15 protein-coding genes, 1 tRNA gene and 1 pseudogene are annotated in these 15,976 nt (G+C 71.2%); 9 read left to right on the forward strand and 8 right to left on the reverse strand.

Annotated elements, in window-relative coordinates; translation table 11 throughout:
• Nucleotides 1-152: 152 nt before the first annotated feature.
• The 4 genes and pseudogenes from AB0H12_RS41300 to AB0H12_RS41315 all read left to right on the forward strand — a co-directional run.
• Nucleotides 153-254: pseudogene (locus AB0H12_RS41300) on the forward strand (hypothetical protein); the annotation flags it as partial.
• A 165-nt stretch (nt 255-419) separates the two neighbouring features.
• Nucleotides 420-1,460, forward strand: coding sequence for a glucodextranase DOMON-like domain-containing protein (locus tag AB0H12_RS41305; protein WP_499630978.1), 1,041 nt, complete (start codon nt 420-422; stop codon nt 1,458-1,460).
• Nucleotides 1,461-2,334: 874 nt separating this feature from the next.
• Nucleotides 2,335-3,432 (forward strand): integrase core domain-containing protein, encoded by a 1,098-nt coding sequence (locus tag AB0H12_RS41310; protein WP_499630981.1) that lies wholly within the window; start codon nt 2,335-2,337, stop codon nt 3,430-3,432.
• A gap of 47 nt (nt 3,433-3,479) precedes the next feature.
• Entirely contained in the window at nt 3,480-4,304 is an 825-nt protein-coding gene (locus tag AB0H12_RS41315) for a site-specific integrase (protein ID WP_499630983.1), read from the forward strand.
• 120 nt (nt 4,305-4,424) lie between these two features.
• On the opposite strand, the gene AB0H12_RS41320 is transcribed toward AB0H12_RS41315, so the two are convergent.
• From AB0H12_RS41320 to AB0H12_RS41355, 8 genes are all read right to left on the reverse strand, one after another.
• Nucleotides 4,425-4,498, reverse strand: a tRNA-Pro gene (locus AB0H12_RS41320).
• Between the two features lie 177 nt (nt 4,499-4,675).
• Entirely contained in the window at nt 4,676-5,812 is a 1,137-nt protein-coding gene (locus AB0H12_RS41325) for a sensor histidine kinase (RefSeq protein ID WP_499630985.1), read from the reverse strand.
• The gene (locus tag AB0H12_RS41330; protein WP_499630988.1) at nt 5,806-6,462 is read right to left on the reverse strand and encodes a response regulator; all 657 of its coding nucleotides are present in this window, start codon (nt 6,460-6,462) and stop codon (nt 5,806-5,808) included. The genes AB0H12_RS41325 and AB0H12_RS41330 overlap by 7 nt, the downstream gene beginning before the upstream one ends.
• Before the next feature lie 49 nt (nt 6,463-6,511).
• Complete coding sequence (gene der / locus AB0H12_RS41335) at nt 6,512-7,918, reverse strand: ribosome biogenesis GTPase Der (protein ID WP_499630991.1); 1,407 nt, start codon at nt 7,916-7,918, stop codon at nt 6,512-6,514.
• Nucleotides 7,915-8,559 carry a lysophospholipid acyltransferase family protein gene (locus AB0H12_RS41340; RefSeq protein WP_499630994.1) on the reverse strand — a complete coding sequence of 215 codons (645 nt, stop codon included), beginning with the start codon at nt 8,557-8,559 and terminating at the stop codon, nt 7,915-7,917. The genes der and AB0H12_RS41340 overlap by 4 nt, the downstream gene beginning before the upstream one ends.
• Nucleotides 8,556-9,284, reverse strand: a complete 729-nt coding sequence (gene cmk, locus AB0H12_RS41345; RefSeq protein ID WP_499630997.1) for a (d)CMP kinase — start codon at nt 9,282-9,284, stop codon at nt 8,556-8,558. Before cmk ends, AB0H12_RS41340 begins: the two co-directional genes overlap by 4 nt.
• 123 nt (nt 9,285-9,407) lie before the next feature.
• A complete protein-coding gene (locus AB0H12_RS41350) occupies nt 9,408-10,037 on the reverse strand; it encodes an FMN-binding negative transcriptional regulator (protein ID WP_499630999.1) in 630 nt (209 codons plus the stop codon).
• Between the two features lie 65 nt (nt 10,038-10,102).
• The gene (locus tag AB0H12_RS41355) at nt 10,103-11,209 is read right to left on the reverse strand and encodes a DUF1015 family protein (RefSeq protein ID WP_499631002.1); all 1,107 of its coding nucleotides are present in this window, start codon (nt 11,207-11,209) and stop codon (nt 10,103-10,105) included.
• 19 nt (nt 11,210-11,228) lie between these two features.
• Here AB0H12_RS41355 and AB0H12_RS41360 point away from each other — a divergent pair, with 19 nt between their 5' ends.
• The 5 genes from AB0H12_RS41360 to AB0H12_RS41380 all read left to right on the forward strand — a co-directional run bounded on the left by AB0H12_RS41360 (nt 11,229) and on the right by AB0H12_RS41380 (nt 15,527).
• On the forward strand, nt 11,229-11,711 hold the full coding sequence (locus tag AB0H12_RS41360) for a cation:proton antiporter regulatory subunit (protein ID WP_499631005.1): 483 nt from the start codon (nt 11,229-11,231) through the stop codon (nt 11,709-11,711).
• A 5-nt stretch (nt 11,712-11,716) separates the two neighbouring features.
• On the forward strand, nt 11,717-12,901 hold the full coding sequence (locus AB0H12_RS41365) for a cation:proton antiporter (RefSeq protein WP_499631008.1): 1,185 nt from the start codon (nt 11,717-11,719) through the stop codon (nt 12,899-12,901).
• Between the two features lie 139 nt (nt 12,902-13,040).
• Nucleotides 13,041-14,243: a S8 family serine peptidase gene (locus tag AB0H12_RS41370; protein WP_499631010.1), complete on the forward strand. Its 1,203-nt coding sequence runs from the start codon at nt 13,041-13,043 to the stop codon at nt 14,241-14,243.
• A 19-nt stretch (nt 14,244-14,262) separates the two neighbouring features.
• Nucleotides 14,263-14,484 carry a hypothetical protein gene (locus tag AB0H12_RS41375; RefSeq protein WP_230571295.1) on the forward strand — a complete coding sequence of 74 codons (222 nt, stop codon included), beginning with the start codon at nt 14,263-14,265 and terminating at the stop codon, nt 14,482-14,484.
• Nucleotides 14,485-14,615: 131 nt separating this feature from the next.
• Complete coding sequence (locus AB0H12_RS41380) at nt 14,616-15,527, forward strand: mechanosensitive ion channel family protein (protein ID WP_499631013.1); 912 nt, start codon at nt 14,616-14,618, stop codon at nt 15,525-15,527.
• The last annotated feature ends 449 nt before the right edge of the window (nt 15,528-15,976 follow it).

The following is a 15,976-nucleotide window of genomic DNA, read 5'->3' on the forward strand; positions in this document are numbered from 1 at the left end:
CCCGCCAGCAGCGCCCCGACGGCGGCTTCCCGCAGAACTCCAAGGTCGACGGCACCCCCGACCAGACCAACGTCCAGCTCGACGAGACCGCTTTCCCGATCCTGCTGGCCTGACAGATCCGGCGGTTCGACCGCGCGTTCTACCGCGACCACATCGCCAAGGCCGCCGACTTCCTCGTCCAGGCCGGTCCCAGGACCCCGCAGGAACGGTGGGAGGAGACCGGCGGCTACTCGCCGTCGACCCTGGCCGCCCAGATCGCCGCGCTCACCGCCGCCGCCGACCTCGCCCACCGCGCCGGCGACCCCGACGGCGCGCCGTGGACCGGGGTCGGCATAGGCCGCCCGTGGCCGCTGCTGTCCGGGGAACGCGGCGAGTACGAGCTGGCCCGCGGCCGCGACGCCCTGCCCCGCCTGCGCACGATGGAAGCGACCGCGAACAGCGGCCGGATGATCCCCGAGCAGGTGTGGGACCAGCCCGACCCCACCTGGCACGGGCACGTGTTCGGCAAGGGCACCGGCTCGGCCGCGCCGCTGGCGTGGGCGATGGCGCAGTACGTGCGGCTGGCGCAGGGCATCGCCGCCGGCAGGCCCGTCGAGACGCCCGCCGTCGTGGCCGACCGCTACCGCACCGGCCCCGCCGCCACCGCCGCGCTGACCGTGGCCGGTCCCGACGACCTGTCCACCGCCGGCAACCGGACCGTGCGGGTGCACGGCACCACCGACGCCCCGAGCGTGGTCGTGGGCGTGGGTCCGACGAAGAAGCGGGTCGCCGTCAGCGGTGGCGCGTTCAGCACCGAGGTCGAGCTGACCGGGATCGACAACACGATCAGCGTCGCGGCGGTGGGCCGCGACGGCTCCACCGCGTATGAGCGGCGCACCGTGCCGTCCTACGGCGAGCGCGTCGGCGGGCTCACCGACCCGGCCGGAGACGACCACGGGCCGGGGACGTACGTCTACCCGACCAATGGCGCGTTCAGCCCGGACAGCTTCGACCTGACCCGGTTCGAGGTGTTCCGCGACGGCGACCGGGTCCGGTTCGTCACCCGCGTGGCCGGCGCGATCAACAACCCGTGGGGTGGCAACGGCATGAGCGTGCAGCGGGTCAACGTCCTGCTGCGCGACCCCACCCGGACCACGGCCACCGCTCCCGGCCTGCCCTGCACCAACACCGCGACCGCCGGCACCTGGCAGCGGGCGATCGTCGCCGATGGCCGTTACGCCGATCAACCCCTGTCGCTCGGCGTCTACGACCCGGCCCTGAGCAAGGTCTCCACCGCGGAACTGCGGGTGGTGCCCGCCACCCACGACATCGTGGTGACCGTGCCCGCCTCCGCCCTCGGGCTCGACATCGCAGGCGCCGGCTACCAGGTGTCGATCTACTCCAACGCCGAACCCGGCGAGGGCATCGGCCTGGTGCGCCCCCTCTACAGCAAGGCGCACTGGGACAACGGGTTCCCGTGAACCAAGGAGTTCCGCTTCGGCGGCGGCGCGGGCGAACAGAGCTTCGACCTGCCCAGCCGCGACACCGACACCCGCGACCCCAACACTATCGACGTCATCACCGGTGACGCCGATCAGACCGCCGTCCTCGACTGGACCACGACCAGCCCGGTCGTCCTGCCCTTTGTGGACTTACGGCCCTGAAAGCAGCGGGTGCGGGCACCAGGTCATGTGAACCGGTGCCCGCACCCGCCTCCCACCGGCGGCTACAACACCCAGTCCGGTCTACCCCACCTCAACCCCGACACCCGCGCCGAGCAAGCAGAGGCCATGCTGCTGTACCTGGTCGACGACCAGGCTGACCCCCACAGCATCACCGACGCCCAGATCCGCACCACTCTCCGCAGCCCTGTGAACCTCGAGCGCCTTCAAAAAGCACCTAGAACAGCATTATCCAAGCAGCGCGATATAGTCATACGGCAAACTGCGAGTCGCCTTCAGTCAAGCCTGAAGAGACGACCACTTGACCAACCGATATGTTGCAAACTCAACCCCCAGGGGCGCCCCGATCATAAACTGACCTGCGGAAACGCCGAATCAGCAGGTGACGGCGGTGCCGTTGAGTGCCGTTCGATGCAGCTCGGTTCCGTAGCGGCTCAATGGATTCTCCCATTTTCCTCCCACACATCCTCCCACCGCCGGCCCGTGGCGGCCGTGTGGACGTCGCACACATGTGTGCGAATCAAGTAGACGAGTCCCTCGTCGACAGCAACGCTGTGCCTGCCGAAAACCCCATCCACGCAGGTTGAAGGCGTGCCCGGCACAAGTGCTCGAAGGATGATCGATATGGTCGTAGTCTGCGGCGACATCAATCGACGCGGCATGATGGTCGGTCGTGCTGCTCCGACTGGCCTACCTTAGTGTGACCAACGCGTTCGCGCTACTGCGCATGCTGCCCATGAACGACCGGGACAAGGATGTGGAGATCCTGGCGCTGCGGCACCAGATCACCGTCCTGGAACGCCAACTGGGCAACACCCGTCCACGGTTCTCCTCAGGTGACCGGACCTTCCTAGCGGCACTGCTGCACAGACTCCCGATCGACGCCCTCCGTCGACTCCGACTGCTGGTGCGCCCGGAGACGGTCCTGCGCTGGCACCGGAACGTCCTCTCCCACCGCCACACAGTCGAGTCCCGCCCCAAGCGGCGGGGCCGTCCGCGGACCGTCCGCTCGATCCGATTTCTGGTGCTGCGCCTGGCACGGGAGAATTCCACCTGGGGTTACCGCCGCATCCACGGCGAACTCCTCGTGCTCGGCATCAAGGTCGCCGCATCCACGGTGTGGCAGATCCTCCGGGACGCCGGAATCGACCCAGCACCTGAGCGGGCCTCGACGACCTGGTCGGCCTTCCTACGCTCGCAGGCCGACGTCCTGCTGGCCTGCGACTTCTTCGAGACCTTCACATTGAGCGGCGCCCGCCTATACGTGCTCGCGGCGATCGAGCACACCAGCCGCCGGATCAGGATCCTCGGCGCCACCGCGCACCCGACCGCCTCCTGGGTCACCCAAGCCGCCAGAAACCTCGTCATGGACCTCGACGACGAGGGCCGACACGTGCGGTTCCTGATCCGCGACCGCGACGGCAAGTTCCCCGCCCTGCTCGACACCGTCCTCGCCGACGCGGGCATCAAGGTCGTCCTCAGCGGCGTCCGGATCCCGCGGATGAACGCGATCATGGAACGCTGGATCCGCAGCTGCCGCCGTGAACTCATCGACCGCACCCTCATCTGGAACCAACGGCACCTACTCCACGCGCTACGCGAGTACGAGAAGTTCTACAACACCCACCGACCCCACCAAGGCATCGCCAACGCCCGACCGCTACACACGCTGCCACAACCGACCACCGATCAAGCGGCGGTCACCCGACTCGACATCCGCCGACGGCAACGACTGGGCGGCATCCTCAACGAGTACCACCACGCCGCCTGACCTGGGCGGACGACATTTTCGGCAAGCACAACGTCACCGAGGAGGACGTGGATGACCTGGTGAGCTGGATGCTCACCTCCGGTCGGAAGCGCGGCGGCAAGGTCGGTAGCGGACTCGGAGTCAGGTCCGTGCAGCTCACCCTTGGGCGCTTCAGGTCGGCGCTGAACGTGGCGATGCGGCGCAGGTTGGTCGTCCACAACGTCGCTCAGTACACGCAGATCCCGCGTGAAGCGCGGCGCAAGGCGGCGGCTGCGGCGGCTCAGCGGGTGCCCTGGAGTGAGACGGAGGTGAGACAGTTCCTCGCCGCGATCCGCGACCACCGGCTCCACGCGCCCGTGCTCCTGGCGCTGATCGGGATGCGGCCCGCCGAGGTCTGCGGACTCAGGTGGAGCGCTGTTGACCTCGACGCCGGGACGCTGTCGGTCGAGCTGACGCGCACGCTGGTCGAGGGTGAAGTGGAGGAGAAGGGGCCGAAGTCGGAGAAGGGCAAGCGCAAGCTGCCCCTGCCCACGCCCCTGCATACAGCGCTCAAGGCGTTCAAGGCCAGGCAGGCAGCGGAGGCGATGAGGGCCGGTGAGCTGTACGACCGGTCAGGGTTCGTTCTGGTCGACGAGCTGGGCACGGCATGGAAGACCGACCGGTTCCGGCGCGCGATCCACAAGCTGATGGAGCAGGCCACCGTACGGAAGGTTCGACCGTACGACGCTCGGCATGCGTGTCTGACGTACCTGGCGACGTCCGGCGTACCCGACGTGATCGTGAGCGCCTGGGCAGGCCACGCGGACCTCAGCTTCACCAAGCGGGTCTACATCCACCCGAACGTCGAGCACCTGCGCCAAGCGGCTGACCAGCTCGGTGAACTGCTGGGCTGAAAGAAGCAGTACAAGCGTTCGTGAGAAATTGTGAGACGACGTGCCCGGAAACAGAACCAGGGCCTTGTCTCACCGTAGTGATCCAAGGCCCTGACCTGGGCTTTCGCCATACTTCGACCGTCGGGACGACAGGATTTGAACCTGCGACCCCTTGACCCCCAGTCAAGTGCGCTACCAAACTGCGCCACGTCCCGGCCACGCCCCGTTGTGGGGTGCGCGCATAGCTTAGCGCACTCGCAACGAGCCCCCGACGCGACCCCCCGGGTTGCTCGATCAGGCGTCCCACCTGCGAAAACGGCAGGGGCCCGCACATGGCGGGCCCCTGGTCCCCTCGGCCTCGCCGTTCCCCCTGGTCGACGCCTCACGATCTACTATGCGTTCGCCGGGTTTCGTGCACTACCGCCAAAAGTCGAGTCATCTGCGTCAACTTTCGACGGACCGGCCGGCAGGGTCGCGTCGATCGCGAAGCCGCCGTCGGCACGTGCCGTGGTGGTCAGGGTGCCACCCGCCTGGGTTACGCGTTCCTTCAGGCCGTGCAGGCCGTGGCCGCCCTGATCCGACGAGGACGGCGGGGACGACGGGGACACCGGGGTCGATGGGCGGTCGTTGGTCACGGTCACCCGCAGCCGACCATCCTTTTGGGACAGTCGAATGTGGACAGATGCGTCGGGTGCGTGTTTGGTCACGTTGGTCAGGGCTTCTTGAACCACGCGGTAGGCCGCACGGCCCGTGGCGGGTGGTGGGGGATGTTCGCTGCGGTCTTCGTAGTGGACGGTCAGGCCGGCCGCACGCGCGCGGTCGACGAGGGATTCGATGCCGTCGAAGCCCGGGCTCGGCTCGGTGTTGAGGAGGCCCAGTGCCGCGCGCATCTCGGCCAGCGCTTCCTTCGCCAACGCACGCAGGCGCAGCGCTGTGTCGCGGGTCGCGGCGTCCTCCGTGGTGGCGGCCAGGGCTGCCGACTCGACCGCGATGAGGGTGGCGTGATGACCTACGGCGTCGTGGATCTCACGGGCGATCCGGGCACGTTCCGCCGCACGCGCGCCGTCCTCGCGGGCCTCCACCTCGGCGGTCCGGGCCCGGGACGCCTCGGCGAGGCTCGCGGTCAGCTCGCGCCTCGTCGTGATCAAGGCCCCGAGCGCGGTGGGCGCACCGGCCACGAACAGGCTGAACGCGAACGTCAGGAGCGCCGCGCCGGGAGCCAGGCCCTGGCTGACGACCACCACGGTGGCCGGCAGCACGGTGGCCACCGCCACCCACGTGATCATCACCGGCACGGTGGACTTGCGGCCGATGCGGTACAGGGCGACGACCGTGGGCGGCAGGCCCAGGCCGCCGACCAACCCCGGCAGGCACGCGAGCGCCGCGACCGACGGCTGCCAACGGCGCACCGGCAGCAGCGCGCACGCCGCCAGCGCCGTCGGGATCGACCACGTGTACGGGACGTGGTCGGCCAGCAGGACCATCGCGGCGGGCACCACGACGGCCAGGACCTCCAGGACGATCACCACGTGCCCACCTGGTGCGCGACGAGGGCGGCTTGGACGCGGTTCTCGACGCCGAGCTTCGTGAGCACGGTGGACACGTAGCTCTTCACCGTCGCCTCGCTGAGGCCGAGCGCCCCGGCGATGGCACTGTTCGGCTGCCCGCTCGCCAGCAGGTCGAGCACCTGCCGCTCGCGCGCGCTCAGGCCGTCGAGCCGCGGGCTCCGCCGCAACCGGGCGGCACGCATCCTGGGCAGCAGCCGGGCGGTGATCCGGGGGTCGAGCACGGCTCCCCCGGCGGCCAGGTCGAGCACGGCGCGCACCAGGGCGTCCGGCTCGGCGTCCTTGAGCAGGAAGCCCTGCGCGCCGAGCTCCAACGCCGTGGCCACGTAGTCGTCCAGGTCGAACGTCGTCAGCACGGCCAGCGCGGGCGGGTCGGGCCGGCCGAGCAGGGCCCGCAGCGCGGCCAGCCCGTCCATGCCCGGCATCTGCACGTCGACCAGCGCCACGTCCGGCCGGCACCGGCGGACGGCCTCCAGCAGGCCGGCGCCGTCCGCGGCTTCCGCCACGACCTCGACCCGGCCGTCCGCTTCGAGCAGGACCTTCAACCCTCGACGGAGCAGCGCTTCATCGTCGGCGAGGACCAATCGCACCGGCACGACGACAGGCAACAGCATTCCGCCTGCCGGAGCAACCCACCGCGACGAACGGCCCCCGACCGGCCGATCACTTCTTCGCGCGCTTCTCCCGCACGCGCACCGAGATGCGCACCGGGCTGCCCTGGAAGTCGAACTCCTCGCGCAGCTTGCGTTCGATGAACCGCCGGTACCCGGCCTCCAGGAACCCGGTCGTGAACAGCACGAACGTCGGCGGACGCGTGGCGGCCTGGGTGGCGAACAGCACCTTCGGCTGCTTGCCGCTGCGCACCGGCGGCGGGGTGGCGGCGATCAGGTCGCTCAGCCACGAGTTGAGCCGGCCGGTCGGCACGCGGGTGTCCCAGGAGTTCAACGCGGTCCGCAGCGCGGGCGCGAGCTTGCGCACCGCGCGTCCCGTCAACGCCGAGATGTTCACCTTCTCGGCCCACGGCACCCGGACGAGCCCGCGTTCCAGCTCGCGCACCATCGCGTGGCGCCGGTCCTCGTCCACGAGGTCCCACTTGTTGAACGCCAGCACGCACGCACGCCCCGACTCCACGACCATCGTCAGCACCCGCAGGTCCTGCTCGCTGATCGGCTCGGACGCGTCCAGCAGCACGATCGCCACCTCGGCGGACTCGATCGCGGCCTTCGTGCGCAGCGACGCGTAGTACTCGGCGCCGGACGCGAAGTTGACCCGCTTGCGCAGCCCGGCGGTGTCGACGAACCGCCACACCTCGTCGTCCAGCTCGACCAGCGAGTCGACCGGGTCGACGGTGGTGCCCGCGACGTCGTGCACGACCGAGCGGTCCTCCCCGCTCAGCCGGTTGAGCAGGGACGACTTGCCGACGTTCGGCCGGCCGACCAGCGCGACCCGGCGCGGGCCGCCGCGGACGGCCTCGTAGGTCTCGCGCGGCGTCTCGGGCAGGGCCTTGAGGATCGCGTCGAGCATGTCGCCGGAACCGCGGCCGTGCAGGCCGGACACCGGGATCGGCTCGCCGAGGCCGAGCGACCACAGCGACGCGACCTCGGACATCAGCCGCTCGTCGTCGACCTTGTTGGCGACCAGCAGCACGGGTCGCTTCGACCGGCGCAGCAGCTTGACCGCGGCCTCGTCGTTGGTGGTCGCGCCGACGGAGGCGTCGACCACGAACAGGATCGCGTCCGCGGTGGCCATGGCCAGTTCCGCCTGCGCGGCGACGGCGGCCATCATGCCGACCGCGTCGGGCTCCCAGCCGCCGGTGTCGACGACGGTGAACTTGCGGCCGTTCCACAGCGCGTCGTAGGCGACCCGGTCGCGGGTCACGCCGGGCACGTCCTGCACGACCGCCTCACGTCGGCCGATAATGCGGTTGACCAGGGTCGACTTGCCCACGTTCGGGCGGCCGACCACGGCCAGCACGGGCATCGGCGGCGCGCCGCCCTCCTCGCCCTCCACCGTCTCGTCGAACGCGGTCCAGTCGGACTCGTCCGCCCAGGTGCCGTCCAAGTCCGTCATCTGACTTCTCCTCGCTGACTGTCGAGCTCGGCCACCAGCGTGGCCAAGCGGTCGCGGACCTGCTCGGTGGCCTTCACGAGCGCCTGGCGACCCTTGTCGCTCGGCAGCTCGAACGGCTCACCCACGAGCACGTCCACCACGGGCCGGAACCGCCGTCGGGTTCCGGCCGGGCGCAGGGTGCCCCGGCACGCGACGGCCACGACGACCGCGCCGGTCGAGCGGGCGAGCCACGCCGCGCCCGCCTGCGCCTCGGCCACGTCGCCCGAGCCGCGGGTGCCCTCGGGGAACACGCCCACCACGCCACCGGCCCGCAGCACCTGCTGCGCGGCGAGCAGCGGCGCCCGGTCGGGCGCGCCGCGCCGCACGGCCAGCTGGCCGATCTTGCGCAGCAGCGTGCCCACCACGCCCTTGAACATCTCCTGCTTGATCAAGAAAACGACGCGCCGGGGCAGGAGGCCGAACAGGATCGGACCGTCCGCCATCGAGCTGTGGTTGGCCACGACGACCACGGGACCTTCGAGCGGTATCCGGGACACGCCGCGCGCCCGCACGCGGAACAGTGCCCGCAGCGGTGCGCGCCCGATCCACCGGCCGACGTCGTGCAGCCAGGGCGCCGACCCCTCGGGGAGCTGTCCGGTCACCCGCGAACCCGTCCGCTCGGCTGGGCCAGCAGCCCGTTGGCGTCCACCAGGTTCAGCAACGCGGCCAGCGTGCCCGGGAGGTCGAGGGACGTCGTGTCGAGCACGACCGCGTCCTCGGCGGCGCGCAACGGCGACACCGCGCGTGACGAGTCGTAGGCGTCACGCCGCTGCACGTCGGCGAGCGTGGCGTCCAGCGTGGACTCGCGGCCGGACGCGCTGTCCTGCTTGGCGCGGCGTTGGGCGCGGGCCTCGGCGTCGGCCGTCAGGTAGACCTTGAGCGGCGCGTCGGGCACGACGGCGGTGCCGATGTCCCGGCCTTCCACCACGATGCCGCCCGCCTGCTCCAAGGCTTCCGCGATGATCCGGCGCTGCTCGGCGACGAGCAGCTCGCGCACCGCGGGCACGGCCGACACCGGCGACACGGCCAGCGTGACCTCGGGGCCGCGGATCTCGGCGCCGACGTCCGCTCCGTCGAGGAACGTGGTCGAGCGGTCCGGGTCGGTGCCCTGGACGACCAGCGCGGCGCTCGCGACCTCGGCGACCTCGACCGCGTCCGCGAGGTCCACGCCGGCGCGCAGCACGGCCAACGTCACCGCGCGGTACATCGCGCCGGTGTCGAGGTAACGCGCGCCGAGAGCGGCCGCGAGCCGGCGCGCCGCGGAGGACTTGCCGGTGCCGGAGGGCCCGTCGAGGGCCACCACGCCACGCAGCTCACCGTGTTCCACGGGGTTTCCTCCTCAACGCGACGACGGTCGTCGACCCCCAATTGTGCCTGGTGCGGCCCGTCACACCCGCATCAGGGCCAGTCGTCGCCCCCGCCGACGGGCAACTCCCCGGGAGCCTGCGGACTACTCACCGGGAACCGGGCGACGCCGTGCCCTGTCGACCGCGGCGGCCGTGACCTCGTCGCCCTCGGCCCGCAGCCCGGCGACCACCCCGTCGACGTCGACCGCGGACCGGTTCTGGCTGAGCTTCCACTTCGCCTCGACCCGGGTGATGGCCACTTCGACCCCCACCACGGCGCGCAGCTGCCCGGCGATGAACTTCCCGGGCGGGTCGTCCACCGCCCAGGGCCGCTCCCGACCGGCTTCGTGCTTCCCGGTCAACTCCCGCACCACCCGCCCGACCCACTCGGGGTCGTCGTGGAACGCGACCTGCCCGTAGACGTGCGCGGTGATGTAGTTCCACGTGGGCACGACCCGCCCGTGCTCGGCCTTGCCCGGGTACCAGGACGGCGAGACGTAGGCGTCCGGCCCGCGCACGATGACCAGCCCCTCCCCCACCGCGGGAAGCCGCCAGTGCTCGTTGTTGCGGGCCAGGTGCCCTCGCAGCACCCCCGCCCCCTCGTCGTGGACGAACGGCAGGAACGTGGCGACCAGGCCACGATCCGTCGCGGTGATCAGGTCGGCCGCGCCGTGCCGCCGGAGCAGGTCACGGACGGAGTCGTCGTCGGGCGCGAAGTGAGCGGGCACGTACACGCCACCAGCGTGGTCTCTGAAGTGGCATCAGGAAATAGCCACTCACAGTCAAACTGAGAGGGCCACTAGCCCAGGTCCGCGAGCAGCAGCCCGCTGCGCGGCTTCGGTGTGAAGTAGGTGCTCTTGCGCGGCATCCGACCGCCCGCCTCGTGCACGGCCAGCACGTCCGCCAGCGGCACGGGCGCGATCAGCAGCACGGCGTCGACCCCCTCGGTGGGCACGTCACCCGTCACCGGGCGCACGTGCGGGCTCTCCGGGTCCAGCCCGAGCGCCTTGTCCAGCAGCACGGCCTCGACGAACGCGTGGTCCACGCCGGCCGACGGCAGCCCGACGCGCACCGCGGACGACCCGGCCACCGCGACCACCACGCCCGGTGACGGCCGCGTCGCCGCGTCGACCGGCGTCACCACCAGCCCGAGCGCCCGCCACGCGACCACCATGTCCGCCAGCGACAGCCCGGTACCCGCCACGGCACGGTGGATCGACCCGATCCGCAGGTCCGGACCGGCCGTGACCAGCGCCAGCAGTCCCGACAGCCCGGCCGACGCCGCCACCCGGTGGTTGCCGTCGGCCACCATCAGGGGGTGCTCGCCCGCCGCTTCCACCAGCGCGTCCTGCCGTTCGCCCGGACCCACGAGCCACAGCCAGTGCCGCCGCCCGCCGGGATCGACCACGGACACGGCGGGCTCGTCGTCGACCTCCGCCACCAGCCGGGTCAGCCGGACCTCGCGGGCCACGGGCACCAGCATCGCCGCGCTCGTCACGCAGCCGAGGCCGGCCAGCACGCGAGCGCGTTCGGCGACGACGTCCGGGTACACCTCCTCGGTGTGCCCGACCGCGGCCGGGTCGACCATGCACAACAGCCCGTGCGCGGTGCCGTCCGGCCCGTCCACCCGGTACGGCGCGACCACGTCCCGCACCTCCCGGTAGGCGTTGCGCCGCAGGTGGGCGAGTTCCGCGACGGCGTGCGGCAGGGCGTCGAGCAGGCTCGACCCCGCGGCCAGCGCGGCGGGCGTGCGGTGCGGGTGTTGGACGGCGAGCAGCGTGCCGGGACGGGCGCGGGCCAGCGCGGCGACGATCCGCTCCGGCTCGGCGAACTCGTCGACGTCCGGCCCGGGCACGCGGTCGCGCACGACCCAGCCTCGATCGATCGGGCGAACCAGTCCTGTCACTCGGCTAGGATCACATGGTGTGAACGTCGAGGTGACGCCGCTTCCGGGGATCGGCACCCGTCAGGACTTCATGATCCGCGCGGGCCGCCGGATCGGGGTGATCACCCACCGTGACGGCAAGTTCGAGCTGATCGTCTCGTCCCTCGACGACCCGGACGACTGCACGGCGTCCATAGCGCTGACGCCCGCCGAGGCGAGCACCCTGGCCGGGCTGCTCGGCTCGCCGCAGCTCGTCGCGCACCTGCAGGAGCAGCAGCGCGAGGTCGCGGGCATCTCCACCAAGCAGTTCCCGATCGTGCCCGGCTCCCGGTTCGACGGCGGCCCGCTGGCCGAGACCGAGCTGCGCACCCGCACCGGCGCGTCCATCGTGGCCGTCGTGCGCGCGGGCACGGTGCACCCGTCGCCGCGCCCCGACTTCGTCTTCCAGGGCGGCGACCTCGTCGTCGTGGTCGGCACGGCGGACGGCCTCGGCGCCGCGGCCGAACTGCTGGGCGGTGGCTGAACACCTTGCACAGCACCGCACTCGCGCTGATCCAACTCGGCGCGGTCTTCTTCGGGCTGGGCCTGCTCGGCAAGATGGCGTGGCGGATCGGCATCTCCCCGATCCCGCTCTACCTGATCGGCGGCCTGGCCTTCGGGCAGGGCGGCCTGGTGCCGTTGCACGGCATCGAGGACTTCACGCACCTCTCCAGCGAGATCGGCGTCATCCTCCTGCTGCTCCTGCTCGGCCTGGAGTACTCGGCCGCCGAGCTGGTGACGGGCCTCAAGCGGTCGTGGACGGCCGGGCTCATGGACATCGTGCTGAACGCGACGCCGGGCGTGATCGCGGCGTTGATCCTGGGCTGGGGACCGCTCGGCGCGCTGGCCATGGGCGGCGTCACCTACATCTCGTCGTCCGGGATCATCGCCAAGGTCCTCGGCGACCTCGGTCGGCTGGGCAACCGGGAGACCCCGGTGGTGCTGTCGGTGCTGGTGTTCGAGGACCTGGCGATGGCGGTGTACCTGCCGATCCTGACCGCCGTGCTGGCGGGCGTGAGCTTCGTCGGCGGGCTGACCGCGGTGGGCATCTCGCTGGCCGCGATCACGGTCGTGCTGGTGATCGCGCTGAAGTTCGGCCGGTACGTGTCGGCGCTGGTGGACAGCCCCGACCCGGAGGTGTTCCTGCTCAAGGTGCTCGGCGCGGCGCTGCTGGTGGCCGGTGTGGCGTCGGAGCTGCAGGTGTCCGCGGCGGTGGGCGCGTTCCTGCTCGGCATCGCGATCTCGGGGTCGACGGCGGAGAACGCCACGCGGATGCTGGAGCCGTTGCGCGACCTGTTCGCGGCGATGTTCTTCGTGGTCTTCGGCCTGAACACCGATCCGGCGTCGATCCCGCCGGTGCTGGCGCTCGCGGTGGCGCTGGCCGTGGTGACGACGCTGACGAAGGTGGCCACCGGGTGGTGGGCCGCGCGGCGGCAGGGCATCGGGCGGATGGGCCGGGCCCGGGCGGGCGCGGCGCTGGTGGCGCGGGGTGAGTTCTCGATCGTCATCGCGTCGCTGACGGTGGCGTCGGGCGCGGTGGACGAGCAGCTGGCGGCGCTGGCGACGGCTTATGTGCTGCTGATGGCCGTGCTGGGACCGGTCGCGGCACGCGTGGTGGAGCCGCTGGCCAGGAAGTTCACCCGAAAGCGTGGTCCCGCACCGGCAACTGCCTGACCTGTATCTCTTCGCGTCCCGACGGCTCCACTACGGCAGACGAACACGTTCGCGTTCACGGCCAACTCTTCCGGTCGATTGAGCCCGAACGTGATCCGGGGTTACACCTGACTGCCGTCCATCCCCGAAGGGGGTCGTCATGTCACAACCAACGGAAGCCGAGACGACCGGCCGCTACCTCGTGCTCCTCGACGACAAATCGGTCACGGCCGGCGCGCGGGAGATGAACCGGGTCGCCGGGATCAGCGCCGCGAGCACCGCGGACTCGGCCACCAGGGCCGAGGTCGCCGCCGCCGATGGCGTCATCTTCCAGGACCTCGGCATCGCGGTGGTCAACGCGACGCCCGACCAGGTCCAGCAGCTGACCCGGGCCGCCGAGGCGCCGGGCCCGATCTCCGTGGTCGAGGCCGAGCGGGTCGTGCACGCCTACACCGCGCCGCCCGACACGGGCGTCGACCAGGCCGCGGCGCCCGCCGTGGACGAGTCGGTGTTCACGTGGGGCTTGCAGGCCGTCGGCGCGAACATCAGCTCGGCCACCGGCAAGGGCGTGCGCGTCGCCGTGCTCGACACCGGTTTCACGGTCGCGCACCCGGACTTCGCGGGCCGCACCGTGATGACGCAGTCGTTCATCACCGGCGAGACGGTGGACGACGCGCACGGCCACGGCACGCACTGCATCGGTTCCGCCGCGGGCCCGCGCAAAGCCGCCACCGGCGGTCCCGGCTACGGCGTCGCGTACGAGGCCGAGATCTACGCGGGCAAGGTCCTGTCGAACCAGGGCAGCGGCACCGACAGCGGCATCCTGGCGGGCATCGAGTGGGCCATCGCCAACGGCTGCGCGGTCGTCTCGATGTCGCTGGGCGCGAGCGTGCGACCGGGCACGCCGCACTCGCAGATCTTCGAGCAGGCCGCCATGCGCGCGTTGGCGAAGGGCACGTTGATCATCGCGGCGGCCGGCAACGAGAGCAGCCGGCCGGGCAAGGTCGCGCCGGTCGGCCACCCGGCCAACTGCCCGTCGATCCTCTCCGTCGGCGCGGTGGACGTGCAGCGGGCGATCGCGTTCTTCTCCTGCGGGACGGTCGACACCGTCGGCCAGGTCGACATCGTCGGCCCCGGTGTGGACGTCTACTCCAGCTGGAACAAGGAGGACGGCGGCCTGGGCATGCACAAGCGCATCCAGGGGACGAGCATGGCCACGCCGCACGTCGCGGGCGTCGCGGCGCTCATCTCGGAGAAGCACAACGCGCGCGGGTGGGAGCTGTGGGCGAGGCTGGCGCAGTCCGGTCGTCGACTGGGCTTGCCTTCCACGGATGTGGGTGCAGGATTGGTGCAAGCTCCCTGAGCCCCTGACGGAGGCGCCCGTGGACAAGGTCGTGGTCTCGGTCGCCGACGGCAGCGTGGCGGACCTGCCCACCGTCGTGGCGGCGCTGCGTGACGCCGGGATGGTGGTCGAGCAGGTGCTGGAGGGGTTGGGCGTGGTGACCGGGTCGGTCGTCCCCGGCGGGGGCGACCGGCTCGGCGCCGTGCCCGGCGTCGCGCACGTGGAGGTGGACCGGGCGGTCCGGCTGCCGCCCGAGGTCTGACCAGGGCGGATACCGCCGATCGTGGTGCGCCTGGCCCGGCGTCACCCGGTCGGAGGACGAGAGGTTTGACATGGCCACCTCGGGTAACCGGTTGCTGGAGACGAACCGGTCGACCGAGGAGGTCGAAGACGATGAAAGCCCTGCTCGCCGCGCAGACGGTGCAGGCTCAAGGCATCGGTGACGCAACCGGTGACGCCCTGCGCAACGTGGTGACCTTCCTGCCCAAACTCGTCGGATTCCTCGTCGTGCTGCTCATCGGGTGGATCGTCGCCCGGGTGCTGCGGGCGGCGGTGAAGAAGCTGCTGGCCCGCCTGCACTTCGACCGCGCCGTGCAGCGCGGTGGGCTCAGCGACGCGATGGCGCGGTCCAAGTTCGACGCCTCGGGGCTGGTCTCGCAGATCGTGTACTACGCGGTGCTGCTGATCGCGCTCCAGATCGCGTTCGGGATCTTCGGCTCGAACCCGGTGAGCACCCTGCTGACCGAGATCGTGGCCTGGCTGCCGAGGGCGATCGTCGCGATCGTGATCATCGTGGTCGCCGCCGCCATCGCGCGTGCCGTGCAGGACATCACCTCGCGCGCGCTCGGCGGGCTGTCCTACGGCCCGACGCTCGGCAAGATCGCCTCGTGGTTCATCATCGCGCTCGGCGTGATCGCGGCGCTGAACCAGATCGGCGTCGCCACCACCGTCACCACCCCGATCCTGATCACCATCCTGGCCACGGTCGGCGGTATCGCGGTCATCGGCGTCGGCGGTGGTCTGATCAAGCCCATGCAGCAGCGCTGGGAGGGTTGGCTGACGAAGGCCGAGAACGAGGCTCCGCAGGCGAAGGCGCAGGCCGAGGCCTACCAGCGGGGCCGTGAGGACGTGCAGCGGACCGCGCAGGGCGTGTCGCCAGCCGAGCAGACCACCCGGATGACCGAGACCCCGGCTCACGCGGCGAGCATGCCGACGCCGCCGGTGGGCCAGCCGATGCCGCAGGCCCAACCGACCCGGCCCGTGCAACCGCACCCCGGCCAGTACCCGCCGGGTGAGCAGCGGTAACGACATCGCGTGAGGTCCGGCCCTCGTGAGGACGGATCGACGCTACGCAGGGGTCCTCGCCAAGGGGACCCCTGCTTTTATTCTGCCGGCACCCACCGACAAGAACTGTCGCTTCGCCGCTGACCTGGTGGGTTCGCGGGTGAAGCGGCGGGTGCACGTGGCGGGTTCGCACGTGAAGTGGTGGGGGTCGCCGTAGCAACGGAGAAGGACCGGGCGGATCTGCTCGACGGGCGGGACCACCCCTGAGTTCAACGCTCGGCCAGACCGCCCGGTCGGTCGAGCGTTGAACTCAGGACCTCTGAACGTAGGACTCTCGAGGCTTGGACGTAGGACTCTCGCGGGGGTCAGGGGTGGGAGTGGGTGGAGAGGCGGGTGGCGGCGGCCAGGCTGGCACACGCGGCGAACCCGACCTGCGGCTGAGCGGAGGGCGACACCGCGGGGTTGGCACA

The sequence above is a fragment of the Actinosynnema sp. NPDC023794 genome (assembly GCF_040639675.1).
Classification (GTDB): Bacteria; Actinomycetota; Actinomycetes; order Mycobacteriales; family Pseudonocardiaceae; genus Actinosynnema; species Actinosynnema luteola.

What these genes read in the sequence shown, in the direction of transcription:
- AB0H12_RS41305 (WP_499630978.1), top strand. Translation starts at nt 420, where the DNA reads ATGGAAGCGACCGCGAACAGCGGCCGGATGATCCCCGAGCAGGTGTGG.
- AB0H12_RS41330 (WP_499630988.1), bottom strand. Translation starts at nt 6,462, where the DNA reads ATGCTGTTGCCTGTCGTCGTGCCGGTGCGATTGGTCCTCGCCGACGAT.
- der (WP_499630991.1), bottom strand. Translation starts at nt 7,918, where the DNA reads ATGACGGACTTGGACGGCACCTGGGCGGACGAGTCCGACTGGACCGCG.
- AB0H12_RS41370 (WP_499631010.1), top strand. Translation starts at nt 13,041, where the DNA reads ATGTCACAACCAACGGAAGCCGAGACGACCGGCCGCTACCTCGTGCTC.
- AB0H12_RS41380 (WP_499631013.1), top strand. Translation starts at nt 14,616, where the DNA reads ATGAAAGCCCTGCTCGCCGCGCAGACGGTGCAGGCTCAAGGCATCGGT.